We start from the raw sequence: 22,803 nt of genomic DNA, 5'->3' as shown, positions 1-22,803 counted from the left end.
GTCAGTCGAGCGGGCGCGGTCGCCGTGCCCCGGCGAGGGTCGAGGCGAGGATCGACTCGATCGCGAACGCGGTCGACTCGGCGAGGTCCACGGCGTCGGGGTCGAGGAGCCACTGGATCTGGAGGCCGTCCATCGCGCCGATGATCGTGGACGCGGCGAGGTCGAGCGCGGCGTCGGTGAGCTCGTAGTCGGTCTCGGTGTCGCCCGCGGCACGGCGCTCCTCGACCACCTCGCGCAGCGCGCCCGCGATGTCGGCGCGCAGCCCGGTGAAGCGCTCGGTGACCCAGGCGCTGGCCGGGTGGCCGTCGGTGACGGCCTCGCCCGTGAGCACGGTGTAGGCCTGGACGATCCCGGGCCGCTCCGCGTTGATCGCGGCGGTCTTGACGAGGTGCCGGAAGAGGTCGAGCCCGCCCGGGATGTGCTGTCCCTCGAGGTGCTCGACGTCGACGCGGTCCCGGAACTCCAGCACCTCGGTGAGCAGGCGGTCCTTGGAGCCGAAGTGGTGTAGCACCCCGGCGTGGGTGATGCCCACCTGCTCGGCGACCTCGGCGAGCGAGCCCTGGTGGTAGCCCTTGGACCCGAACACGCGCATCGCCGCGCGCAGGATCTCCTCGCGACGCTCGAGCGTCGCCGGTCGCGTGCGGCGGGGGCGGGGCGTCCGTGCGGGAGCGGCGTCGGCGGCGCTCCGCGCGGGGGTGGCGTCGGTCATGACGGTAACCATACTGTGACCCGAATTTTCTTACTTACGAGTCAGTAATGTGTGGTTGAATCGCCCCCGGAATGGCGTCGAGGGCGACGGAGCGCCCGGCGTCGCCGCAGATCACGGACTCGCCGAGGAGCCCCGCGTGACCGCTCGCATCCCCGCCCGCCGTACCGTCCGCGCCGTGGTGCGACGCGCGGCCGTCGTCGCCTCCCTCACGGTCCCCGCCGTGCTCGCCGCCTCGGCCTGCAGCCTCGTGGGCCAGGCCGAAGAGCCGACGCCCGAGGCGGCCCCCACGGTGCTGACGATCGGGATGCCCAACTCGGTGGACGAGGAGGACAACAACCCCTTCGACAGCGGGTCCGCCGCGCAGAAGCTCGGGTATGCGAACGTCGTCTACGAGCCGCTCGCGCAGGTCAACCTCGTCGACCCCGCCCAGGACCCGACCCCGTGGCTGGCGAGCGACTGGTCCTGGGACGCGGGCTACACGGAGCTGCGGGTCACGGTGCGCGAGGGCGTGCTCTGGTCCGACGGCGAGCCCCTCACGCCCGACGACGTCGCCTTCACGTTCGTGCTCCGCCGGGACGACCCCGCGCTCAACCCCGACCTCCTCCCGTTCGAGGACGTCCGCGTCGAGGGGCGGGACGTCGTCGTGACGTTCGGGAGCGGCCAGTACGTCAACCGCACGAAGGCGATCAACACGTTCGTCGTGCCCGAGCACGTGTGGGCCGACCGTCCGGCCGGGACGCTCCTGGAGGACCCGAACGTCGACCCCGTCGGCACGGGCCCTTACGTCCTGGAGGAGTTCGCGACCGACGGCGTCACGCTCGTGGCCCGGGACGACTACTGGGGCGGACCTCTCGCCGTCCCCGAGCTGCGGTACGTCGCGTACCCGGACAACGACTCGCTCACGGAGGCGTACGTGAGCGGCGAGGTGCAGTGGGGCTGGGCGTACATCCCCGGCTACGAGAGGGTCTACCTCGCCGCCGACCCCGACCACCTCCACCAGTTCGCCCCGACCGGTCTGGCGATCGACGCGCTCTTCCTCAACACGCAGGTGCCGCCGTTCGACGACGTCGCCGTGCGGCGCGCGCTGAACGCCGTGCTCGACCGTGAGAGCATCTCGAACTCCGCCACCTCCGGCGTCTGGCCCCCGCTGCGCAGCGCGACCGGGCTGCCGCTGCCGGCCGGCGACCCGTTCGTCGCTCCCGAGCTCGCCGACCGGGCCCTCGCGGTCGACGTCCCCGGGGCCACCGCGATCCTCGAGGACGCGGGCTACGCGCTGGTGGACGGCGTCCTCCAGGACGAGGAGGGCACGCCCGTCACGTTCACGCTGACGAACCCCTCCGGGTGGACCGACTACATGTGGGAGCTCGAGGCGGTCAAGGAGGCGGTCGCGCGGCTCGGCATCGTCGCGACCGTCGAGGGGCAGGACGAGGCCGAGTGGTTCGACAAGATCGGCAAGGGCGACTTCCAGGCGTCGATGCACTGGACCGACGGCGGCGCGACGCCCTGGGACACGTACTCCAGCCAGATGAACGGCGCCCACCTGCGCCCGCTCGGTACCAGCGCCGACGCCAACTTCGGCCGGTTCCAGGACGCCGAGGCCGACGCCGCGTTCCAGACCTACGCGTCCTCGACCGACGAGGCGGAGCGCGCCGCGGCGCTGGCCACGATCCAGCACGTCTACGTGGACCAGGTCCCGGCGATCCCGCTCCTCGGCCGGCCGACGGCCGCCCAGTACTCGACCGTCGCGTACACCGGCTTCCCGTCGGACGCCGACCCGTACGCGTCGCCGCAGCCGACGAGCCCGGCCGCGTCGCTCATCCTCACGCGGCTCGTGCCCAGCGCGGGGGAGTAGCGCACGGAGGCTCTTCCCGTCGTCTTCCCCGAACGCACACACGCGTCCTCTACCGTGGAGGGATGCCTGCCGACCACGCCCCGACCCGGCCGCTGCCGACCAGCGGCGGGTCGGGGACGCGACCGCTCCCGGCGACGCCGCCGGTGCTGCCGCCCACGCCCTCCGGCGCCCCGTACCCGCCGATCGCTCCGCCCCCTCCGGCGCCGTACCCGCCAGGCGCGCCGTACCCGCCCGGGGCGTCCTACCCGCCGGCGCCGCAGCCGGCGCCCCGCCCCCTCCCGACCGTCGAGGCGGACGGCCCGAGCACCGCGTCGCGCGTCGTCGCCGCCGTCGTCGCGGTGCTCGCCGTCGCGTGCGCCTGGCTCGTGTGGCGGTTCTTCGTCGACACGTTCGCCGGGCAGATGCTCGAGCGAGCCGCGTTCGACGGCGCCGTCACCGGCCAGGGCGAGCTCTGGGCGGTGGCCAAGCCGGTCCTGGACACGGTCTCCGTCGCGTTCGTCGTCGGTGGCCTCGGCGCCGCCATGGGGATCGCGCTCCTGCGCCGCCGCTGGGGCCTCGCCGTGCAGGTGGCGTTCCTCGTCGTGGGGGCGAACGTCACGACGCAGCTCGTCAAGCACTCGCTCCTCGGCCGCGAGGAGCTCATCGGCGGCTGGCACTGGGAGAACTCGCTGCCCAGCGGTCACACCACCGTCGCCGGGTCGGTCGCCGCGGCCCTGCTGCTCGTCGTGCCGCGCGCGGCCCGTCCGCTCGTGGCGGTCCTCGGCGGCGCGTACACGGCCGCGACCGGGATCTCGACGCTCGTCGGGCAGTGGCACCGGCCGAGCGACGTCGTCGCCGCGGTGCTCGTCGTCCTGGCGTGGGCCGCGCTCGTGTGCGCCTTCACGCCGCGCTCCGCGCTCGACCCGGGTGCCGGCGCCTCGCCGGGCTCGACGGTCATGGCCGTGCTGCTCCTCCTCGGGGCGGGAGCGGCCGGTGTGGCGGCGGCGCTCGCGCTGCGGGCGACGCCCGCGACGTGGGACACGACGGCCGCGCAGGAGGTCACCGCGTACGCCGGCGGGGTGGCGGGCGTGCTCGCGGTGACCGCCGCGGCGTTCGCCGTCCTGCTCCTCGTCCGCCAGTCCACAGCCCGCCCGGACGCCCGTCCGGTTCGGCGGTAGGGTGCGGCTGGCGCGATTGGCGTAACGTCGTAGGCTGCCACGGCGGACGACCGGAGGGTCGTCCTCGCGGCACCACGACGCACCGGGCGCGCCCCGGGTGGTGCCCGGCCGCCGTCGGGCGGGGAGCGCCCGCCACGGACACGTACGCACGGACGAAAGCAGGATCGGATGCCACGCAAGCTCGTGATCGTCGAGTCGCCCGCCAAGGCTCGCAAGATCCAGGGCTACCTCGGCGACGACTACGAGGTCGAGGCGAGCGTCGGGCACATCCGCGACCTGCCGCAGCCGTCCGAGCTGCCCGCGGACATGAAGAAGGGCCCGTACGGCAAGTTCGCCGTCGACGTCGACCACGGGTTCGACCCCTACTACGAGGTCTACGCGGACAAGAAGAAGAAGGTCGCGGAGCTCAAGCGCGCGCTCAAGGACGCCGACGAGCTCTACCTCGCGACCGATGAGGACCGCGAGGGCGAGGCCATCGCCTGGCACCTCCTCGAGGCGCTCAAGCCCAAGGTCCCGGTCAAGCGCATGGTCTTCCACGAGATCACGCGCGAGGCCATCCAGCGCGCGCTCCAGAACACGCGCGACCTCGACGAGCACCTCGTCGACGCCCAGGAGACCCGCCGCATCCTCGACCGCCTCTACGGCTACGAGGTCTCGCCCGTGCTGTGGCGCAAGATCGCGCAGGGCCTCTCGGCGGGGCGCGTGCAGTCGGTCGCGACGCGCCTCGTGGTCGAGCGGGAGCGCGAGCGCATGGCGTTCGTCGCCGCGGAGTACTGGGACGTCACCGGCACGTTCGAGCACGCGGACGCGTCCGCCGCCGACGCCGGGAAGGCGTTCGGCGCCCGGCTCGTGCAGGTCGGCGACGCGCGCGTGGCGTCGGGCCGCGACTTCGACGACCGCGGCCAGCTCAAGGCGGCCGCGGCGCGCGACGGCGTCGCGCACCTCGACGAGGAGACGGCCCGCGCCGTCGTGGCCGGCCTCGCGGACGCCGCGTTCGCCGTGCGCTCGCTCGACACCAAGCCGTACACGCGCCGCCCGGCGGCGCCGTTCACGACGTCGACCCTCCAGCAGGAGGCGAGCCGCAAGCTCCGCATGTCGTCGCGCCAGGCGATGCGCACGGCGCAGTCGCTGTACGAGAACGGCTACATCACCTACATGCGTACGGACTCGCCGTCGCTGTCGGCGGAGGCCACCACCGCGGCCCGCCGCCAGGCCGCCGAGCTCTACGGCCCCGAGTTCGTCCCGGAGAAGCCGCGTGTCTACGCCGCGAAGAACCAGGGCGCCCAGGAGGCGCACGAGGCGATCCGCCCCGCGGGCGACTCGTTCCGCACGCCCGCGCAGGTCAAGCGCGAGCTGAGCGACGACCAGTTCAAGCTCTACGAGCTCGTGTGGAAGCGCACGGTCGCGTCGCAGATGGCGGACGCCAAGGGGTCGACGGCGTCGGTCCGCCTCGGCGCGACGCTCTCGGCGGCCGCGGGCGACGTCGCGGGCCGTGACGCGGTGTTCGCGGCGTCCGGCACCGTCATCACGTTCCGCGGCTTCCTCGCCGCGTACGAGGAGAGCTCGGACGTCGACCGGTACGCGGAGGACGCGCCCGTGGTCGGCGCCAAGGGCGACGACGACGCGCGCCTGCCGCAGATGAAGGAGGGCGACGCCCTGCGCGGCGACGACCTCACGGCGGACGGGCACTCGACGTCGGCCCCGCCCCGGTACACCGAGGCGAGCCTCGTCAAGGCGCTCGAGGAGCTCGGGATCGGCCGGCCGTCGACGTACGCGTCGACGATCTCGACGATCCAGGACCGCGGGTACGTGCTCTCGCGCGGGCAGGCGCTCGTCCCGAGCTGGCTGGCGTTCGCCGTCGTGCGGCTGCTCGAGGAGCACTTCGACCGCCTCGTCGACTACGACTTCACCGCGCGCATGGAGGCCGACCTCGACGAGATCGCCGCCGGGCGCCGTGACCGCGTCGCGTGGCTCACGGAGTTCTACTTCGGCGACGCCGCGAAGGGGGAGGACGCCGAGGGCCTGCGCGACCTCGTCGCGAACCTCGGGGACATCGACGCGCGGGGCATCAACTCCGTGCCGATCGGGGAGGGCATCCAGCTCCGGGTCGGGCGCTACGGGCCGTACGTGGAAGACCTCTCCGTCCCGGTCAAGGAGGGCGAGAACCCGCCGCGCGCGTCCGTGCCCGACGACGTCGCCCCCGACGAGCTGACCGTCGCCAAGGCGCGCGAGCTGCTCGCGGCCGGCGCCGACGACGGCAAGGTGCTCGGCACCGATCCCGTCTCGGGCAACGAGATCGTCGCCAAGGCGGGCCGCTACGGACCGTACGTGACGGAGGTGCTCGACCTCCCGCCGATCGACACGAGCCTGTCCGCCGCCGCGCAGAAGAAGGCCAAGGCCGCGCAGCCCAAGCCGCGCACGGCGTCGCTGCTCAAGACGCAGACGCTCGACACCCTCACGATCGACGACGCGCTGCGCCTGCTCTCGCTGCCGCGCGTCGTGGGGACCGACCCCGAGTCGGGCGAGGAGATCACGGCGCAGAACGGCCGCTACGGCCCGTACCTCAAGAAGGGCACCGACTCGCGCTCGCTGCCCGACGAGGAGTCGATGTTCACCGTCACCCTCGACGAGGCGGTCGAGCTGTACAAGCAGCCCAAGCGCGGCCGCGGCCAGCGCGCCGCGACCCCGCCGCTGCGCGAGCTCGGCGACGACCCGACCACCGGCAAGCCGATCGTCGTCAAGGACGGTCGTTTCGGCGCGTACGTCACGGACGGCGAGACCAACCGCACCCTCCCGCGCGACGTCACGCCCGAGTCGATCACCCCGGAGCGCGCGATCGAGCTGCTCGCCGAGAAGCGCGCGCAGGGCCCGGCCAAGAAGCGCACGACGCGCAAGCCGGCGGCGCGAAAGCCCGCTGCCAAGAAGTAGCACTCTCCGCGCCGAGCAGGCGGCCGTGGTGCGTCCCGGGTCACCGGACGCGCCACGACCACCGGCTCGACCGGCCGGAACCGGTCAGTGCGCGGTGTGCTCGACCGGCTCGGGGAGGCCCGCCTCGGCGCGGACGCGGCGCGAGAAGCCCTCGATGGAGCGCAGGGCGTCGACGAGCTCGGGCACGCGCACGGGGAACGGCATGGCGTGGATCGTCTCGCCCTCGACCGTGGCCGCCTCCGCGACGCGCGTGAGGTCGTGGACGTCGTCCGTGGTGAGGCCGATCTCGGTGAGGGTGTTCGGCAGGCCGACGCGCGTCGTGAAGCGCACGAACTCCTCGATCTCCTCGGTCGGGGCGCCCTCCAGCACGAGCTGCGTGACGGAGCCGATGTTCACCTTCTGGCCGTGCGTGAGCCCGTGCGTCTGGGGCGCCGCGGTGAGGCCGTTGTGGATGGCGTGCGCCGCCGCGAGGCCGCCGGACTCGAAGCCCAGCCCGGACAGGAGCGTGTTCGCCTCGACGACCTTCTCGACGGCCGGCGTCACGAGGTGGTCCTTGACGGCGTCGATCGCGGGCAGCGCGTTCTCCCGCAGGATGTCCCACGAGAGCCGGGCGAGTGCGGTGCCGGTGACGAGCGGGAGCCCGCCGGCCATGGTGGACGCGTTCGCCTCGGCGACGGCGCGCGCCTCGATCCACGTCGCGAGCGCGTCCCCGACCCCGGCGACGAGGAACTTCACGGGCGCGTTCGCGACGAGGCCCGTGTCGACGAGCACGAGGTCCGGGTTGTGCGGGAAGAACCGGTACTCCTCGAACGCCCCGTCCTCGGTGTAGATGACGGAGAGCGCGGAGCACGGGGCGTCGGTGGACGCGACGGTCGGCACGGAGACCCAGCGGATGCCGCGCAGGTGACCGGCGGCCTTCACCGCGTCGATGACGGAGCCGCCGCCGATCCCCACGACCACGTCGGCACCGAGCTCGTCGATCTCGCGCGCGAGCCGGTCGACCTCGGCCGCGGTGGCGTACGTGCCGAAGCCCGTGCGGTGCCGGGGGAGGTCCTGCTCCTGGAAGGACCCCGCGACGGTGTCCTCGACGATGCCCCACACGACGTCGTCGGCGACGAGCAGCGGCTTCGTCCCGACGGGGCGGACGAACTCGCCGAGGCGCGTGAGGGCCCCGCGGGCCTGGACGTAGCGCAGAGGGCTGATGAGGGTGCGGACCGGGATCTGGGACATGCAGGATCTCTCCTCGGAGGAAGGTGGTCACCGTCGGCGACGCCGCGCGTGCGGGCGTCCTGCCGGTCCACCCAACGTGTCACGCCCGACGGGGGCCTACCACCCGGGGCGCGTCCCGGTGACCTTGGTCCCCCGGAGACGGGGCCCGCCGGCGTCCCTGCCGTCGGTCAGCCGCGCGGCAGCAGCAGCGTGACGACCACCAGGACGACCGTCGCCACCGGTACCGCGAGCACCCCGGTGAGCGCGGCGAGGCGGCCGCGGGGGTCGTGCGGGGCCGCCCCGCTCTCGCCGGGCCCGACGACGGGGTCGGCACCGTCGCGCAGCTCGGCCGCCTCCCACACCGTGGCGGCCGCGAGGAGCAGTGCCCCGGCGACCAGGACGACCACCGCCGGGGCCGAGACGAGGGGAGCCCGGACCGCGGCACCGAGCGCGACGACGGCTCCCGCCCCGCCGGCGCACGCGAGCCCCACGAGCACGGGACGAGCGAGCGCCGCGCGCACCACCCGGTCGGCGAAGGCCCCGAGCGCGACGACGCCGGCGGTCACGAGGACGAGCACGAGCAGCAGGCCTGCGGTCGCCTCGAGCGGCTCGCCGTCGAGGACTGCCGGGAAGGACCACAGCACCGCGAGCATCCCGACGAGCTGCAGGCCCGAGGCAGCGACGACACGCGCCGTCGCGGACCGCGACTGCGCCGGGGACACGGGAAGTCCGAGCGAGCGCGCGTAGCGGACCGGGTCGCCGAACGCGTCCTGGGCGCTCTCCCCGCTGTCGACCACGTGCGCGTCCACCTCGGCGAGCACGGGACCGATCCGGTCCCCGGCGACTCCCTGGAGACGCAGCTCGAGGAGCAGGCCCTCGGCCCAGCGCGGGTCGACGTGGGGCGCGTACCGGCGCTCGGTCGCGTAGCGCGTGGTGTCGGTCATGATGCGGTCCTTCCGTGGGGTGACGTCGGGAGAGAGACCGTCGCGTCCCCCGCGTGGTCGGGGAGGAGGTCGTCGGAGAGGCTGTCGAGCGGACCGCGGCCGGTGAGACCTGCGGCGACGATGCCGGTCGCGGCCGACGTCAGCTCGTCCCAGCGAGAGGCGGCCGAGGCGAGTGCCTCGCGTCCCGTGTCCGTGACGGCGTAGTACCTGCGGCTCGGGCCACGGTCGCCCTGCTGCCAGGTGGTCGTGACGAGCCCGTCGTCCTCGAGCCGCTGCAGCAGGGGGTAGAGCGTGCCGCCCTTCACGGCGCCCAGGCCGCCGTCCGCGAGCTCGCGCGTGATCGCGTAGCCGTAGGTGGGGCCGTGCGCGGCGACGACGGCGAGCACGCACAGCGGGAGGACGCCGCGCAGGAGCTCGCGGTCGAGCCGCTCGTCGAACCTCATGACTAGACAGTACGGCTATCTAGTTAGTGAGGCAACCTACTGGTCCTGCGGGTCGTCTCCGGCCGACTCATACGGCATCGTGCTGGCGCATGTCGTATGAGCGCTGTTATAACAGTGCTATGACTTCCCTGGACCCGACGAGGGTGCCCGGCCGGTGGGACGCCCTGCACGCCGTCCTCCGGCGCCTCGACGACGAGATCGAGACCGTCTACGCGGACCGCGGCATCGTGGGCGTGCGCCCGCGGTTCGTCTACCCGTTGATCCGGCTCGCGCACACCGGACCGCTCACCATCCGGGAGCTCGCGGAGTCCCTCGGCCGCACCCACTCGGCGATGAGCCAGACCGTCACCGCCATGCGGCACGAGGGGCTCGTCGAGACCGAGGCCGGCGAGGACGCCCGCACCCGTCGCGTCGCGCTCACGGGCAAGGCCCGGGCCCTCGTGCCCCTCCTGGAGGCGGAGTGGCGCGCGACCGAGGAGTCGGTCGCCGAGATCGACGACGAGCTGCCGCACGCCCTGAGCACGGTGGTCGCCGAGCTCGAGCGGGTCCTGGCGCGCCGCTCCCTGCGCGACCGACTCGTCGAGCGGCTCGACGCGGCGGGCTACGCGCTGCCCGGGTCCGCGGCCCAGAGCATTCCCGAGGACCGCTGAGGTGCGCGACCACGTCCTCGACGTCCGCCCTCTGCGCTCCAGCCGCGCGTACCGCGACCTCTGGGCGGGCTCGGCCGTCGGCGGGCTGGGTTTCCAGATCGCGAACGTCGCGGTGCTGCTCCAGGTCTGGGAGCTCACGCACAGCCCGCTGTGGACGGGGACGATCGGCCTGGCGACCGCCGTCCCGCTCCTGACCCTCGGACTGGTCGGCGGGCACCTCGCCGACGTCCACGACCGGCGCACGATCATGCGGCTCGCCGCGGCCGGGCAGGTGCTGGCCGCCGTCGGGCTGGCCGCGCAGGCGCTCGCGGGCAACCGGTCGGTGTGGGTGCTCCTCGGCCTCGTGAGCCTCGGCGCCGCGTGCAACGCGCTGGGCTCCCCGGCGCGGCGGACGGTGCCGCCGCGCCTGCTCCCGCCCGACCAGGTCGCCGCGGGCCTCGCGCTGCAGAACCTCGCGTTCCAGGTCGCGATGCTCGTGGGCCCGGCGCTCGCCGGTCTGGTGCTCGCGCGCTGGGACCTCCCGGCGGCGTACGGGCTGCAGGCCGCGGCGGCGGTCGTCGCGCTGCTCGGGCTCGTGCGCCTCCCGCCGCTCCCGCCGGGCAGCGCTCCGGCGACGACCCCCGGGCCGTCCGACGCCGTGGCCGCCGTCGTGCCCGTCGGCGCACCCGGCGACGACCGTGCGGTGGGGGCGGAGGCACCGGGCGCGGCCCCGGCAACGGGCGTTCCGACTGCTGCACGGGCGCCCCGCCGTCGGGCCGCCGCCGGCGGGTGGTGGATCGTGTGGCGCAAGCCGACGCTGCGCGGTTCCTTCGCGACCGACGTCGCCGCGACCGTGCTCGCGATGCCGATCTCGCTCTTCCCGCTCGTCAACGAGCTCCGGTTCGACGGCGACCCCCGCACGCTCGGTCTGTTCCTCTCCGCCGTCGCGGTGGGCGGCATCGGTGCCGGGCTGTTCTCGGGAGCGGTGACCCGCGCGCCGCGGGCGGGCGCGCTCCAGCTCGCCGCGGCCGCGACGTGGGGCGTCGCGCTCGCCGGGTTCGGCCTCGCGGGGCCGCTGTGGCTCGCGCTCGCGTGCCTCGCGGTGGCGGGCGCCGCCGACACGGTGAGCGTGGTGACCCGCGGCGCGCTCGTCCAGCTCGAGACGCCGGACGAGTTCCGGGGGCGAGTGTCGTCGGTCGAGCACGTCGTGGGCGTCGCGGGGCCGGAGGTCGGCAACTTCCGTGGGGGAGTGCTCGCGTCGCTCACGTCCGCCCCGGTCGCGCTGGCCGCGGGCGGGCTGGTGGCGAGCGCCGTCGTCGGCCTGGTCGCTTGGCGCAACGCCCCGCTCCGCCGCTACCGCACCCCGTCCGCCCGCTGAGTGCATGAAATAGTCGCGTTCGGGTCCCCGGAGCGCGACTATTTCATGCACTCATGGGGGTGTTGGGTCAGTCCACCGTGACGGCGTCGAGGACGGGGAGGCGGGCGGCGCGGATCGCGGGCCACACGCTCGCGACGAGGCCGATCACCACGGCGACGCCGAGGATCGCGAGCACCTGTCCCCAGGGGATCGCGAGCGTGCTCAGGCCCTCGTCGGCCAGGACACCGGGCAGCGCGGCGCCGATCCCGATGCCCGTCGCGACGCCCAGCACGGTCCCGTACACGGCCGTGAGCACCGACTCGATCGCGATGACGCCCGCGAGCTGGAGCCGCCCGAGGCCCACCGCGCGCAGCAGCCCGATCTCGCGCGTGCGCTCGATGATCGAGAGGGCGAGCGTGTTGACGATGCCGAGCAGCGCGATGACGATCGACAGCGCGAGCAGCGCGTAGAGGATGACGAGCACCTGGTTCACCTGGTCGGCGAACGCGGACGCGGTGTCCTCCCGGTCGAGCACGGTGACCACGAGGAACGGCTCGACGGCGGTCGTCAGCGCGGCGCGCAGCTCCTCGACCTCCGCCGGCGTCGCACCCTCCGCCGCCGACACGTAGACGATCCGGACGCTCGCCTGCGCGGCGGGCACGACGGCGTCGAACACGTCGTCACGCACGAGGATCCCGGTCCCGACGAGCTGGCTGTCGATCACCGCGCCCACGCGCGCCTCGACCGCGGCGGCACCCTCGCCGAGGCGCAGCGTGTCGCCCACCTCCCAGCCGCGCTCGCGCGCGGTGCGCCGGTGCACCACGGCGTCCCCCGCTTCGAGCGTCGCCGTCGGGTCTCCCGCGAGCGCCACGGGGTCGAGGGCGGTGTCGAAGAAGCCCGCGGGCACGCCGGCCACGTCCGTCCCGCGCGCCGCCCCGTCGTCCGCCGCACCGTCGTCCGCCGCGTCGTCCTCCGAGCCGGCGCCCCCGGCGCGCTCGACCGTCGCGACCGACGCGAGGCCCAGCCGCACGGTGTCCACCACCGCGGCGCCCGGGGTGGTGGACACCGCGTCGACCGCGCCCTCGGGGACGACGAGCGTCGCGGAGTCCACCACGAGGTCGGCGCGCACCTCGTTCTCGACGATGCTGCGCACGGACGCCTGGGTCGAGGCGGCGATGACGCCCGTGACGGACACGAGCGCCATGCCGATGAGCAGGGCCCCCGCGGTGCTCGCCGTCCGGCGCGGGTTGCGCGTCACGTTTCCGCGGGCGAGGCGCCCGAGCGGCCGCAGCGCCACGACGAGCGGCCAAGCGAGCACGGTGAGCACGCCGCGCGCGACGGCAGGGGAGCCGACGAGCACGCCCACGAGCACGAGCCCCGCGCCGACGCCGAGCAGCACGCGCGGGCTCAGGTCGTCGACCCACGCCCACCCGGTCGGGGCGCCGGCGACCGACGACCCGAGGTACGCCGCGAGCCACAGGACCCCGGCTCCGACCGCGACGAGCACGATCCCGCCGACCGCCCGGACGCCGGTCCCGCGGTCGGGGGCGACGTCGTCGCGCATCGCCTGGACCGGCGGGATCGCCGCGGCGCGGCGCGCGGGCAGCACCGCCGCGAGCACGCTGACGACCGCTCCGAGCACGACCGCCGCGACGACCTGCGGCGTACCGAGCGGCACGCGGCCGGAGAACTCCATACCGGCGAGCGCGAGCCCCCACCGGATGACGCGCACGAGGCCCGCGCCGGCCAGGACGCCGAGGCCGCCGCCCACGAGCCCGACGACGAGCGCCTGCACCAGCACCGAGGTGAACACCTGACCGGGCGACGCGCCGAGCGCGCGCAGGAGCGCGAGCTCGCGCAGCCGCTCGCGCACCGACATGGCGAACGTGTTGGCGATGATGAACGCTCCGACGAACAGCGCGATCGCGGCGAACACGAGCAGGAACGTCTCGACGAACCCGAGCACCTCCTCGACGGCCTCGCTCGCCTCGGCGCGCGCCTGCTCGCCCGTGACGGCCTCCGCGCCGTCGGGCAGCACGTCCCCGACGCGCTCCGCGAGCGCGTCCTCGTCGACCTCCCCGGACGTCTGCGACGACCAGACCGAGAGCTGCGGCACCATGCCGTCGGGCGCGTACACCTCGCGGGCGGTCTCGCCGTCGATCCCGACGAGCACCGCGCCCGCTGCGGCGGCCTCGATCCCGAAGACCCCGGACACGGCCACCGGCGTCGGCTCGCCGCCCAGCACGACCGTCGTCTCGTCGCCCGTCGTCAGCCCGGCCGTCTCCGCCGCGCTCTGCTCGAGCACGATCTCGCCCGTGGCGGGCCAGGCGCCGTCGAGCAGCGTGAGGCTCGGGTCCTCGGGGTCGACCGAGAACGCCGTGCTGGGAGGACCGGTCGTCACGACGGCGGTCCCGTCGACCGCGACGAGCACGACGGGCCCGGACACGTCCGGCACGGCACGCGCGACGCCGTCGACAGCCTCGACGTCCGCCGCGAGGTCGGCCGGGACGAGCGTGCGGTCCCCCGTGAAGCCCGTCCCGCCGCCGCCCCCTCCGCCCGGACCGACCGCGTCGCCCGTGACCTCCTGCGACCCGCGCACGTAGACGTCGGCGGTGAGCGTCGTCGCGATGATGTCGTCGAACGTGGAGGACAGCATGCCGCGGAACGCGAACGTGCCCACCACGAACGCGACGCCGAGCGTCACGGCGAGGACCGAGAGCACGAACCGCACGACGTGCGCGCGCACGCCCCGCAGCGCGACGCGGATCATGCGGGGTCGACCGGGGCGGCGTGCCGCCCGACGGGCGCCGCAGGACTCGCCGGTGCGGCGGGTCCGGCGGCCGGGCCGGACGGAGGGCCGTCCTCGCCCGCCGCGAGCGCGAGCGCGTCGAGGATGTCCTGCTGCGACGGGTCGTGCAGCTCACCCGCGGGGCGGCCGTCGGCGAGGAACACGACGCGGTGCGCGTACGACGCCGCGCGCGGGTCGTGCGTGACCATGACGACGGTCTGGTCGAGCTCGTCGACGGACCGGCGCAGGAACGCCAGCACCTCGCCGGCCGAGCGCGAGTCGAGGTTGCCGGTCGGCTCGTCGGCGAACACGATCGACGGCCGCGAGACGAGCGCTCGCGCGCACGCGACGCGCTGCTGCTGCCCGCCGGACAGCTCGGACGGTCGGTGGTGCAGGCGGTCGCGCAGCCCGACGGAGTCGACGACCTCGTCGAACCACGCCCGGTCCACGCGCGTGCGTGCGATGTCGAGCGGCAGCGTGATGTTCTCCGCCGCAGTGAGCGTCGGCACGAGGTTGTACGCCTGGAACACGAACCCGACGCGCGTGCGGCGCAGGGCCGTCAGACGGCGCTGCGACATCCGGCTGATCTCCTGGCCGTCGATCACGACGCTGCCGGACGTCGGCGAGTCGAGCCCGGCCAGGCAGTGCATGAGCGTCGACTTCCCGGAGCCGGACGGGCCCATGATCGCGGTGAGGCGCCCGCGCGCGAAGTCGACGTCGACGCCGTCGAGCGCGCGCACCGCCGTCGTGCCGGACCCGTAGACCTTGACGAGGTCGCGGGCGCTCGCGCGCGCCTCGGGCACGTCCGGGGTGTCGGTCGGCGCGTCGGTCCGGGGCGCGGGGGACGTCATGGTCCCCATCGTGGCGCGCCGCGCCGCACGCCGCACCACCCGCGCGGGGGAGACGCGGTGCCGTAGGGTGCCTCGCGGTGCGACGATCCGTGGACGCGGGCCCGTGGGAGCGATCCCACCGGGATAGCGTGGTCTCATGAGCACCGTCGCCCCGACGCCCGCCGAGCAGTCCGCCCGGTCCGCCGTCCACCCCGTCCCCGACCTGTCCGCCGACGTCACCGGTACGGTCCCCGACCCGCGCAGCGCACCCCCGATCCGCTGGGGGATCCTCGGCGCGGGCGGCATCGCGTCGTCCTTCGCGGAGGCCGTGCGCGTGCACACGCAGGGCCGCGTCGCGTCGGTCGGGTCGCGCGACCGCGTGCGCGCCGAGCGCTTCGCGACCGCGCACGGCGTCCCGACGACGCACCACGGCTACGAGGAGCTCGTCGAGGACCCGCAGGTCGACGTCGTCTACGTCGCGACGCCGCACTCGCACCACCACGAGCACGCGCTGCTCGCGATCCGCGCGGGCAAGCACGTGCTCGTCGAGAAGGCTTTCACGCGCAACGAGTCGGAGGCCGTCGAGGTGCTCGACGCCGCGCGCGAGGCCGGCGTGTTCGTCATGGAGGCCATGTGGACGCGGTTCCTGCCGCACGTGGCCGCGCTGCGCGGGGTGATCGCGCGGGGGGAGATCGGCGACGTCGTCAACCTCAGCGCCGACCACGGGCAGTGGTTCGCGTTCGACCCGGAGCACCGGCTCTACGCGCCGGAGCTCGCGGGCGGCGCGCTGCTCGACCTGGGCGTGTACCCGGTGTCGTTCGCGCACGACCTGCTGGGCGCGCCGTCGTCGGTCACCGCGGTGGGCTCGCTCACCGAGACGGGCGTGGACGGGCAGGTGAGCGTCGTGCTCGGCTACGGCGACACGCAGGCGACGCTGTCCACGACGCTCTGGTCGCGCACCGCGACGACCGCCGTGATCTCGGGGACCGCAGGGCGCATCGAGGTCGAGGGGAACTTCTACGCGCCGACGTCGTTCCGCGTGATCCGGCACGACGGCGCGTCCTGGTACTACGACGGCTTCACGGGCGAGGGCAAGCAGTACCAGGCGGCCGAGGTCGCGCGCCGTGTCGCCGCGGGCGAGACGCAGAGCCCGCGCATGTCGTGGGACTCGACGCTCGAGGTCATGCGGACGCTCGACGAGGTGCGCCGCCAGATCGGGGTCGTGTACCCGGGGGAGTGACCCCGTCCGCCGCGAGATCGACCCGAACGGTCGAGATCGACCCTCAGAGGGCCGATCTGGGACCGCTCGGGTCGATCTCGCGGCAGGGTCAGTCGGTGTGCTCGACGACGTAGCTGCGGCCGTCGGGGCCCGTCACGCGCTCGAAGCGGGTCTTGAGCTCCTGGTCGCGCTCGCGTTCCGCGTCGGAGACGCCGCGGCCGTCGGCGTCCTGCCGGCCGACCTGCGCGGGGCCGAAGATCGGGAGGAAGCCCTCGGTGATGCGCATGCCGAGCGTGCGCCTGTCCTTCTTCCGCGCCACGGTGTCCTCCGCTGCAGGGTCTCGTCAGATGATTGGTGCACCAATCATTGGTGTACCAAGAATAGCGCGATCCTCGGTACCATGGCGCCATGGCGGGTGACGAGGTCGACGGGACGGTCGAGCGGGGCGCGGGCACGCTGTTCGCCGACCCCCTCGCGCTCGAGGCGCAGGTCTGCTTCGCGCTCTCCGCGGGCGCGCGCGGCATGGTCGCGCTGTACCGCCCGCTGCTCGAGCCGCTCGGGATCACGCACCCGCAGTACCTCGTGCTCCTCGCGCTCTGGCAGGACGACGCCGCGGGCACCACGTCGACCGTGGGAGACCTCGCGGGTCGCCTCCATCTCGACGCCGGGACGCTCTCGCCCCTGCTCAAGCGGCTCGAGGCGCTCGGCTACGTGCGCAGGTCGCGCTCGCCCGACGACGGTCGCCAGGTCCGCGTGACCCTCACCGCCGAGGGTCGCGCGCGCCGCGGCGACGCCGAGCGCATCCCACCGTCGATCGTCGCGGCCACGGGACTCAGCCTCGACGAGCTCACCGAGGTCCACGCCGCGGCGTCGAAGGTCGTCGCCGCCGCGCTGCGCGCGGGCGTCTACTGACGAACGTGCGACTGCTGCCCGCCGAGCACGCGGTCCTGGCCTGTCAGGGGACCAGGGCGGGAGGCGACCCCATGGTCGGCGGGTTGGTCAGGCGTCGGTGACGCCGACGCCGTCGGGACCGACGACGAAGCGGACCGCCGCGAGCCCGCTCGCCAGGGCGTCCGGCGCGGGGGTGGCGGCCGCGAGGTCGTCCGCCGAGTGGGTGCCCGTCACGGCGAGCGTCGTGCAGCCTGCGGCGTGCGCCGCGGCGATCCCCGCCGGGGCGTCCTCGACGACGAGGCAGCGTGTCGGGTCCACGCCGAGGCGCTCCGCGCCGAGCAGGAACGGGTCCGGGTCGGGCTTGCCCCGCGCGACGTCGTCAGCCGTCACGACGACGGACGGCGCGGCCAGCCCTGCCGCCGCGACGCGGACCGCCGCCAGCGGGCCCGTGCACGACGTGACGATCGCCTGCCGCTCCGGCGGCAGCGTGGCGAGCGCGTCGCGCGCCCCGGGCAGGATCGTCACGCCGTCGGTGTCCTCGAGCTCGAGCTCGTGGATGCGCTCGAACGCGGCCTCCACGCGGTCGGCGGGCAGCAGGGTCGCGATGACGGTGCGGGCAGGGGTCCCGTGGGGGATCTGGAAGTCGTCGGGGTCGGGGAGCCCGTGCTCGGACGCCATCCGGCGCCAGCTCCGGTTCACGGCCGGGACGGAGTCGATGAGCGTGCCGTCCATGTCGAACAGCACGGCGTCGAACGTGCGTCCGGCGAACGCGACGCCGGGGGAGGGCAGGGGGCGGTCGGCTGCGGGGTCGGGCATCCCCCGAGGCTAGCCCGCGGCCACGCCCGTGTCCGACGCCGCGGATAGGGTGGACGCCGTGAGCGCACCCGGGTACTTCATCTCCTTCGAGGGCGGCGACGGCGTCGGCAAGTCCACCCAGTCGCGCCTGCTCGGGCAGTGGCTCGGCGAGCTCACGGGGCGCGAGGTCGTGCTGACGCGCGAGCCCGGCGGTACCGAGCTCGGCAAGGAGCTGCGCGCCGCGGTGCTCCACGGGCAGGACATGGACCCGCGCACCGAGGCGCTCATCTACGCCGCGGACCGCGCGCACCACGTCGCGAGCCTCGTGCGCCCGGCCCTCGAGCGCGGCGCGATCGTCGTCACGGACCGCTACCTGGACTCGTCGGTCGCGTACCAGGCGGGCGGGCGCGAGCTCGGCGCGGACGAGGTCGAGCTCATCTCGCGCTGGGCCGTGCAGGACCTCATGCCGGACGTCACGATCCTGCTCGACCTCGACCCGGCAGCGGCCACCGCGCGGATCCGCCGGCAGCACGACCGCCTGGAGCGCGCCGGGGCGGAGTTCCACCGCCGCACGCGCGAGGCGTTCCTCGCACGCGCGGCGGCGGACCCGGAGCGCTGGGTCGTGCTCGACGCGACGGCCTCGATCGACGACCTCCAGGCGCAGATCCGGGTCGACGTCGCCGCCCGGCTCGAGCTCACGCCGGTCGTGGAGGAGGCGGAGGACACGGTCGCCGCCGAGCCCGACGACGGCTTCGACGACACCGACAGCGCGATCGGGTACACCCCGGGTCTCGGCCTCGGGCCGGGCGCCGCTGCCGGGCCGGCGACGGGGAGCGGGGCCGCGTGACCGTCTGGGACGACGTCGTCGGCCAGGAGCAGGCCGTCGAGGTGCTCCGCGCCGCCGCGACCGACCCCGCCGCGATGACGCACGCCTGGCTGCTCACCGGCCCGCCGGGCTCCGGGCGGTCGAACGCCGCGCGCGCGTTCGCCGCCGCGCTCCAGTGCGAGCAGGGCGGGTGCGGGCACTGCCAGGCGTGCCGCACGACGCTCGCCGGGACCCACCCCGACGTGACGCTCGTCGCGACCGAGCTCGTGACGATCAAGATCGACGAGGTGCGCGACCTCGTGACGGTCGCGAGCCGCAGCCCGTCGCAGGGCCGGCGTCGCGTGATCGTCGTCGAGGACGCCGACCGCATGGCGGAGCGCACCACGAACGTGCTGCTCAAGGCGATCGAGGAGCCGGCTCCCCACACGGTGTGGATCCTCTGCGCGCCGAGCCCCCAGGACGTGCTCGTGACGATCCGCTCCCGGTGCCGCGGCGTCGTGCTCCGCGTGCCCCCCGTCGAGGCCGTGGCCGGGCTGCTGGTCCAGCGGGACGGCGTCGACGAGCGCGTCGCGCTCGTGGCGGCCCGCGCGGCGCAGAGCCACATCGGGCTCGCGCGCCGGCTGGCCCGCGACGCGGGGGCCCGGGAGCGGCGGACGTCCGTGCTCTCGCTCGCGCGCCGCGTCCGCGGCGTGGGCGACGCCGTGCTCGCCGCGGGCGAGCTCGTGGACCTCGCGCAGGCCGAGGCGAAGGCCGCGACCGAGGAGCGCGACGCGGCCGAGAAGGCCGAGCTGTTGCGCGCGCTCGGCGTGGCCGACGGCGAGACCCTGCCGCCCCGCCTGCGCTCGCAGCTCCGCGACCTCGAGGCCGACCAGAAGCGGCGCGCGACCCGGCACCAGCGCGACGTGCTCGACCGGGCGATGGTCGACCTGCTGTCCCTCTACCGCGACGTGCTCGTCGTGCAGCTCGGGGCGGAGGTCGAGCTCGTGAACGTCGAGCTCGCGGAGGCCGTGCGCTCGCTCGCCGAGGACTCCACTCCGGAGCAGACCGTCCGCCGCATGGACGCGATCGGCGTCGCGCGCGAGCGGCTGGAGGGCAACGTCGCGCCGCTGCTCGCGGTCGAGGCGATGGTCATCGCGCTGCGTCCTCAGGGCTGACGCGCTCACGTCCGACCTGCCCGCAGGGCCGACCCGTCCTCAGCGACGGCGCCCCCGGGAGAACGTCCCGCTCCCGAGCGGCGCGCGACCGCCGCCGCCCTGGCCGCGGCGCCGGCGACGGTCGACGAGCGCCTGGACGGCGACACCCCCGAACGCGACCAGGGCGATGACCGCGGTGATCCGCGCGGCCGGCGGCGTGCTCGGGGCGCGGCCGCTGCCCGACCCCGTGGCGACGAGCTCCGGGGCGAGCAGGCCGCCGATCACGAGCCAGCCGAAGAAGACCGTGACCGTGCCCGTGACGAGGACCTTCGCGACCGCGTAGAGGCGGTCGCCGAGGCGTCGGGGCGCGGTCAACGACACGGCACCGACCGCGAACGCGAGCAGGAACGCGAGCACGAGCACGGCGGGCACGATCTCCTCGCCCTCGGCGAGGTCGTCCCACGACGCACGGAGCAGGAGCGCGCCGATCCCCAGCGGGACCGCCGCGAGCAGGAGTCCCGACCACCAGCGCAGGGGAGGGTCGCGCGGTGGCCGTCGACGCGAGGTGCGCCGACGCGCGTTCACGCGCCGGCCCGGTCGGCTGCGGCGGCCCTCGACGCGGCGATGCGCTCGCCGTTCTCCTCCGACCAGGCGCGGATCGCGTCGATGGGGCCGAGGAGGGAGCGGCCGAGGTCGGTGAGCGCGTACTCGACGCGCGGCGGCACCTCGGCGTAGACGGTGCGCCGGACCAGGCCGTCGCGCTCCAGCGAGCGCAGCGTCTGGGTCAGGACCTTGGGCGTGACGACGCCGACGAGGTCGCGCAGCTCGCCGAAGCGCAGGACGCGCCGCCGCAGGGCCATGAAGACGAGGAGCGTCCACTTGTCGCCGATGCGCTCGACGACGAGCCGGCTCGGGCAGTCGGCGGCGAACACGTCGGGTGCGCCGTCGGCCCTGCTGTCGCGTCCGTCCTGCGACACATCCGCCCGGGCGTCGCCGCCCGCTCGGCTCGCCATGGTTTCCACGCGGGAAGTATGGCACGGTGAAGTCACCAGTACCTGGGAGATACCGTGCCGTCCGGACCGGTCGCCGACCGGCCACGACACGGGAGGTACGACATGCAGGTGCTGCTCACCGGGGGGACCGGGTTCGTCGGGTCGGCCGTGCTGCGCGAGCTGCGCGGCCGCGGGCACGAGGTGACCGCGCTCGTGCGGTCCCAGGCGTCCGCCGCGGCCGTCGCCGCGGGCGGGGCGACGCCCGTCGAGGTGGACGCGTACGACGCCGACGCGCTCGTCGCCGTCCTCGACCGGGCGGAGGGCGCGATCCACGCCGCCGCACCCGGCGACGGGACGAGCGAGGCCCTCGACCGGGCGGTCGTCGAGGCGGTCACGCGCGCGTTCGGAGGGACGGCCAAGCCGTTCGTGCACACGAGCGGGGTGTGGAAGTGGGGCCGCGGGTCGGCGACCGAGACCTCGCCGACGGACCCGCCCGCGATCGTCGCGTGGCGCGTCGCCGTGGAGGAGCTGCTGCTCACGCAGGACCTCGTGGCGTCGGTCGTCGCGCCCGGCGTCGTGTACGGGGAGGGCCGCGGCATCCCGGCGCTCGTCTCGGGGGCGCCGCGCCTGGACGGGCCGGACGGACCGGGCCTCGCGCTCGTGGGCGACGGCGCGCAGCACTGGTCGGTCGTGGACGTCGACGACCTCGCGGTGCTCTACGCGCTCGCGCTGGAGCAGGGAGCCCGCGGCCACCTGCTCGGCACGACGGCGGAGCACCCTACGGTCCGGGCGCTCACCGAGGCGGCGAGCCGGGCCGCGGGGCTGGGCGGCGCGGTCGTGCCGCAGTCGGTGGAGGCGACGCGCGAGCGGTTCGGTGCGCCGTTCGCGGACGCGCTGCTGCTGGACCAGGCGACGCGCGCGGTCCGGTCGGCCGAGCTCGGCTGGAGCCCGGTCAGGGGGTCGCTGGTCGAGGAGCTGGAGCGCGGCTCCTACGCGCCCCGGGCCACGGCGCGCGCCTGACCCACGCTCACGCCGTCGGGGCCGCCGCGCGCAGCTTCTCCAGCAGCGGCCCCGCGGCGTCCGCGAGGAACTCGCGCTGCCCGACCTCGCCGACCTGGACGAGCGCGAGGTCGGTGAACCCCGCCTCCCACCAGGCGGACGCCGCCTCGACGATCGCGTCGAGGTCCGGGCCGCACGGTATCGACTGCGCGACGTCCTCGGGCCGGACGAACTGGCTCGCGGCCTCGAACGCCTCGGTCGTGGGCAGGTCGGCGTTCACGCGCCAGCCGCCCCCGAACCAGCGGAACTGCTCGTACGCGCGCGCCACCGCGACGTCCTCGTCGGGGTCCCAGCAGATCGGCATCTGCCCGACGACGCGCGACGGCGCGAGGTCCGCGCGGTCCCGAACCCCTGACCACCGCTCGACGACATCGGCGTCGGGCTCGGTGGTCACGAGGTGGTCGGCCAGCGGAGCGAACCGCTCGATCGACTGCGGGCCGGAGACGGCGACGCCGATCTCCACGGTCTCGTCGGGGAGGTCCCAGAGCCGGGCGGAGTCGACGCGGTAGTGCACGCCGTCGAACGTCAGGCGCTCGCCGTCGAGCAGGGACCGGATGATCTCCACGGCCTCCTCGAGCATGTCGTGCCGCTCGCCGACCGCGGGCCACCGCTCGCCCGCGACGTGCTCGTTGAGGTTCTCCCCGGCGCCGAGGCCGAGCGTGAAGCGGTCGTCGGAGAGGAGGGCGATCGTCGCGGCCTTCTGCGCGACCACGGCCGGGTGGTAGCGCACCAGGGGGCAGGTCACGTACGTCATGAGCCCGACGCGCTCCGTCGCCTGGGCGACCGCACCGAGCACGGACCAGGCGTAGGGGGAGTGGCCCTGGGCGTCGAGCCACGGGAAGTAGTGGTCGCTCATCACCTCGAACTCGAAGCCGACGTTCTCCGCGTCGACCGCGTGCTCCACGAGCGCGCGCGGGCCGGACTGCTCGGTCATGAGGGTGTAGCCGAAGCGGGTCATCCCTCGATCGTGGGACGGGGGGGGGGGGGGGGCGCCGCCGCGGGGGGCGGGGGCGCCCCCGGCGCGCCGGGGGGGCGGGGGGAG

The 22,803-nt window shown here is 74.9% G+C and carries 21 protein-coding genes; 10 read left to right on the top strand and 11 right to left on the bottom strand.

Annotated features, from left to right (window positions below; genetic code table 11):
* Position 1 precedes the first annotated feature (1 nt).
* The gene (locus ACFWH7_RS00105; protein WP_378214449.1) at positions 2–709 is read right to left on the bottom strand and encodes a TetR/AcrR family transcriptional regulator; all 708 of its coding nucleotides are present in this window, start codon (positions 707–709) and stop codon (positions 2–4) included.
* Between the two features lie 136 nt (positions 710–845).
* Between ACFWH7_RS00105 and ACFWH7_RS00100 the strand changes: the two genes are divergently transcribed.
* From ACFWH7_RS00100 to topA, 3 genes are all read left to right on the top strand, one after another.
* Positions 846–2,561 carry an ABC transporter substrate-binding protein gene (locus tag ACFWH7_RS00100; protein WP_378214448.1) on the top strand — a complete coding sequence of 572 codons (1,716 nt, stop codon included), beginning with the start codon at positions 846–848 and terminating at the stop codon, positions 2,559–2,561.
* Positions 2,562–2,623: 62 nt separating this feature from the next.
* Complete coding sequence (locus ACFWH7_RS00095) at positions 2,624–3,718, top strand: phosphatase PAP2 family protein (protein ID WP_378214447.1); 1,095 nt, start codon at positions 2,624–2,626, stop codon at positions 3,716–3,718.
* A 168-nt stretch (positions 3,719–3,886) separates the two neighbouring features.
* On the top strand, positions 3,887–6,646 hold the full coding sequence (gene topA / locus ACFWH7_RS00090) for a type I DNA topoisomerase (RefSeq protein ID WP_378214446.1): 2,760 nt from the start codon (positions 3,887–3,889) through the stop codon (positions 6,644–6,646).
* An 84-nt stretch (positions 6,647–6,730) separates the two neighbouring features.
* On the opposite strand, the gene ACFWH7_RS00085 is transcribed toward topA, so the two are convergent.
* From ACFWH7_RS00085 to ACFWH7_RS00075, 3 genes are all read right to left on the bottom strand, one after another.
* Positions 6,731–7,876, bottom strand: a complete 1,146-nt coding sequence (locus ACFWH7_RS00085; RefSeq protein WP_378214445.1) for a glycerol dehydrogenase — start codon at positions 7,874–7,876, stop codon at positions 6,731–6,733.
* Positions 7,877–8,043: 167 nt separating this feature from the next.
* On the bottom strand, positions 8,044–8,799 hold the full coding sequence (locus ACFWH7_RS00080) for a hypothetical protein (RefSeq protein WP_378214444.1): 756 nt from the start codon (positions 8,797–8,799) through the stop codon (positions 8,044–8,046).
* A complete protein-coding gene (locus ACFWH7_RS00075; protein WP_378214443.1) occupies positions 8,796–9,242 on the bottom strand; it encodes a PadR family transcriptional regulator in 447 nt (148 codons plus the stop codon). The genes ACFWH7_RS00080 and ACFWH7_RS00075 overlap by 4 nt, the downstream gene beginning before the upstream one ends.
* 119 nt (positions 9,243–9,361) lie before the next feature.
* Between ACFWH7_RS00075 and ACFWH7_RS00070 the strand changes: the two genes are divergently transcribed.
* The gene (locus ACFWH7_RS00070) at positions 9,362–9,892 is read left to right on the top strand and encodes a MarR family winged helix-turn-helix transcriptional regulator (RefSeq protein WP_378214442.1); all 531 of its coding nucleotides are present in this window, start codon (positions 9,362–9,364) and stop codon (positions 9,890–9,892) included.
* A 1-nt stretch (position 9,893) separates the two neighbouring features.
* A complete protein-coding gene (locus ACFWH7_RS00065) occupies positions 9,894–11,249 on the top strand; it encodes an MFS transporter (protein ID WP_378214441.1) in 1,356 nt (451 codons plus the stop codon).
* Positions 11,250–11,316: 67 nt separating this feature from the next.
* On the opposite strand, the gene ACFWH7_RS00060 is transcribed toward ACFWH7_RS00065, so the two are convergent.
* The gene (locus ACFWH7_RS00060; RefSeq protein WP_378214440.1) at positions 11,317–13,998 is read right to left on the bottom strand and encodes an ABC transporter permease; all 2,682 of its coding nucleotides are present in this window, start codon (positions 13,996–13,998) and stop codon (positions 11,317–11,319) included.
* Complete coding sequence (locus ACFWH7_RS00055; protein WP_463054454.1) at positions 13,995–14,876, bottom strand: ABC transporter ATP-binding protein; 882 nt, start codon at positions 14,874–14,876, stop codon at positions 13,995–13,997. Before ACFWH7_RS00055 ends, ACFWH7_RS00060 begins: the two co-directional genes overlap by 4 nt.
* A 127-nt stretch (positions 14,877–15,003) precedes the next feature.
* On the opposite strand from ACFWH7_RS00055, the gene ACFWH7_RS00050 reads away from it, so the two are divergent.
* Positions 15,004–16,086, top strand: coding sequence for a Gfo/Idh/MocA family protein (locus ACFWH7_RS00050; RefSeq protein WP_378214438.1), 1,083 nt, complete (start codon positions 15,004–15,006; stop codon positions 16,084–16,086).
* 88 nt (positions 16,087–16,174) lie between these two features.
* On the opposite strand, the gene ACFWH7_RS00045 is transcribed toward ACFWH7_RS00050, so the two are convergent.
* Positions 16,175–16,384 (bottom strand): hypothetical protein, encoded by a 210-nt coding sequence (locus ACFWH7_RS00045; protein ID WP_141389442.1) that lies wholly within the window; start codon positions 16,382–16,384, stop codon positions 16,175–16,177.
* 89 nt (positions 16,385–16,473) lie between these two features.
* On the opposite strand from ACFWH7_RS00045, the gene ACFWH7_RS00040 reads away from it, so the two are divergent.
* The gene (locus ACFWH7_RS00040; RefSeq protein ID WP_378214437.1) at positions 16,474–16,977 is read left to right on the top strand and encodes a MarR family winged helix-turn-helix transcriptional regulator; all 504 of its coding nucleotides are present in this window, start codon (positions 16,474–16,476) and stop codon (positions 16,975–16,977) included.
* A gap of 87 nt (positions 16,978–17,064) precedes the next feature.
* Here the strand turns inward: ACFWH7_RS00040 and ACFWH7_RS00035 are convergent, their stop codons facing one another.
* Positions 17,065–17,772 carry an HAD-IA family hydrolase gene (locus tag ACFWH7_RS00035; protein ID WP_378214436.1) on the bottom strand — a complete coding sequence of 236 codons (708 nt, stop codon included), beginning with the start codon at positions 17,770–17,772 and terminating at the stop codon, positions 17,065–17,067.
* A gap of 58 nt (positions 17,773–17,830) precedes the next feature.
* Between ACFWH7_RS00035 and tmk the strand changes: the two genes are divergently transcribed.
* Positions 17,831–18,598, top strand: coding sequence for a dTMP kinase (gene tmk / locus ACFWH7_RS00030; protein WP_378214435.1), 768 nt, complete (start codon positions 17,831–17,833; stop codon positions 18,596–18,598).
* A complete protein-coding gene (locus ACFWH7_RS00025; protein WP_378214434.1) occupies positions 18,595–19,731 on the top strand; it encodes a DNA polymerase III subunit delta' in 1,137 nt (378 codons plus the stop codon). The genes tmk and ACFWH7_RS00025 overlap by 4 nt, the downstream gene beginning before the upstream one ends.
* Positions 19,732–19,770: 39 nt before the next feature.
* Here ACFWH7_RS00025 and ACFWH7_RS00020 read toward each other — a convergent pair whose 3' ends face one another.
* Together ACFWH7_RS00020 and ACFWH7_RS00015 are read right to left on the bottom strand one after the other, a co-directional pair.
* On the bottom strand, positions 19,771–20,295 hold the full coding sequence (locus ACFWH7_RS00020; protein ID WP_378214433.1) for a hypothetical protein: 525 nt from the start codon (positions 20,293–20,295) through the stop codon (positions 19,771–19,773).
* A complete protein-coding gene (locus ACFWH7_RS00015) occupies positions 20,292–20,723 on the bottom strand; it encodes a winged helix-turn-helix transcriptional regulator (RefSeq protein WP_378214557.1) in 432 nt (143 codons plus the stop codon). Before ACFWH7_RS00015 ends, ACFWH7_RS00020 begins: the two co-directional genes overlap by 4 nt.
* Before the next feature lie 54 nt (positions 20,724–20,777).
* Here ACFWH7_RS00015 and ACFWH7_RS00010 point away from each other — a divergent pair, with 54 nt between their 5' ends.
* A complete protein-coding gene (locus tag ACFWH7_RS00010) occupies positions 20,778–21,722 on the top strand; it encodes an NAD-dependent epimerase/dehydratase family protein (RefSeq protein WP_378214432.1) in 945 nt (314 codons plus the stop codon).
* 7 nt (positions 21,723–21,729) lie between these two features.
* Here the strand turns inward: ACFWH7_RS00010 and ACFWH7_RS00005 are convergent, their stop codons facing one another.
* Positions 21,730–22,719, bottom strand: a complete 990-nt coding sequence (locus ACFWH7_RS00005) for a TIGR03557 family F420-dependent LLM class oxidoreductase (protein WP_378214431.1) — start codon at positions 22,717–22,719, stop codon at positions 21,730–21,732.
* Positions 22,720–22,803: the final 84 nt, after the last annotated feature.

Origin of the sequence: Cellulosimicrobium cellulans, assembly GCF_042723955.1 — a bacterium.
In the GTDB taxonomy this organism is placed as follows: Bacteria; Actinomycetota; Actinomycetes; order Actinomycetales; family Cellulomonadaceae; genus Cellulosimicrobium; species Cellulosimicrobium cellulans_H.
Note: the sequence above shows the minus strand (reverse complement) of the source record. Positions and strands in the feature narration are given on the sequence as shown.

What these genes read in the sequence shown, in the direction of transcription:
- ACFWH7_RS00105 (WP_378214449.1), bottom strand. Translation starts at nt 709, where the DNA reads ATGACCGACGCCACCCCCGCGCGGAGCGCCGCCGACGCCGCTCCCGCA.
- ACFWH7_RS00095 (WP_378214447.1), top strand. Translation starts at nt 2,624, where the DNA reads ATGCCTGCCGACCACGCCCCGACCCGGCCGCTGCCGACCAGCGGCGGG.
- topA (WP_378214446.1), top strand. Translation starts at nt 3,887, where the DNA reads ATGCCACGCAAGCTCGTGATCGTCGAGTCGCCCGCCAAGGCTCGCAAG.
- ACFWH7_RS00085 (WP_378214445.1), bottom strand. Translation starts at nt 7,876, where the DNA reads ATGTCCCAGATCCCGGTCCGCACCCTCATCAGCCCTCTGCGCTACGTC.
- ACFWH7_RS00080 (WP_378214444.1), bottom strand. Translation starts at nt 8,799, where the DNA reads ATGACCGACACCACGCGCTACGCGACCGAGCGCCGGTACGCGCCCCAC.
- ACFWH7_RS00075 (WP_378214443.1), bottom strand. Translation starts at nt 9,242, where the DNA reads ATGAGGTTCGACGAGCGGCTCGACCGCGAGCTCCTGCGCGGCGTCCTC.
- ACFWH7_RS00070 (WP_378214442.1), top strand. Translation starts at nt 9,362, where the DNA reads ATGACTTCCCTGGACCCGACGAGGGTGCCCGGCCGGTGGGACGCCCTG.
- ACFWH7_RS00060 (WP_378214440.1), bottom strand. Translation starts at nt 13,998, where the DNA reads ATGATCCGCGTCGCGCTGCGGGGCGTGCGCGCGCACGTCGTGCGGTTC.
- ACFWH7_RS00055 (WP_463054454.1), bottom strand. Translation starts at nt 14,876, where the DNA reads ATGGGGACCATGACGTCCCCCGCGCCCCGGACCGACGCGCCGACCGAC.
- ACFWH7_RS00050 (WP_378214438.1), top strand. Translation starts at nt 15,004, where the DNA reads ATGAGCACCGTCGCCCCGACGCCCGCCGAGCAGTCCGCCCGGTCCGCC.
- ACFWH7_RS00040 (WP_378214437.1), top strand. Translation starts at nt 16,474, where the DNA reads ATGGCGGGTGACGAGGTCGACGGGACGGTCGAGCGGGGCGCGGGCACG.
- ACFWH7_RS00035 (WP_378214436.1), bottom strand. Translation starts at nt 17,772, where the DNA reads ATGCCCGACCCCGCAGCCGACCGCCCCCTGCCCTCCCCCGGCGTCGCG.
- ACFWH7_RS00015 (WP_378214557.1), bottom strand. Translation starts at nt 20,723, where the DNA reads ATGGCGAGCCGAGCGGGCGGCGACGCCCGGGCGGATGTGTCGCAGGAC.
- ACFWH7_RS00005 (WP_378214431.1), bottom strand. Translation starts at nt 22,719, where the DNA reads ATGACCCGCTTCGGCTACACCCTCATGACCGAGCAGTCCGGCCCGCGC.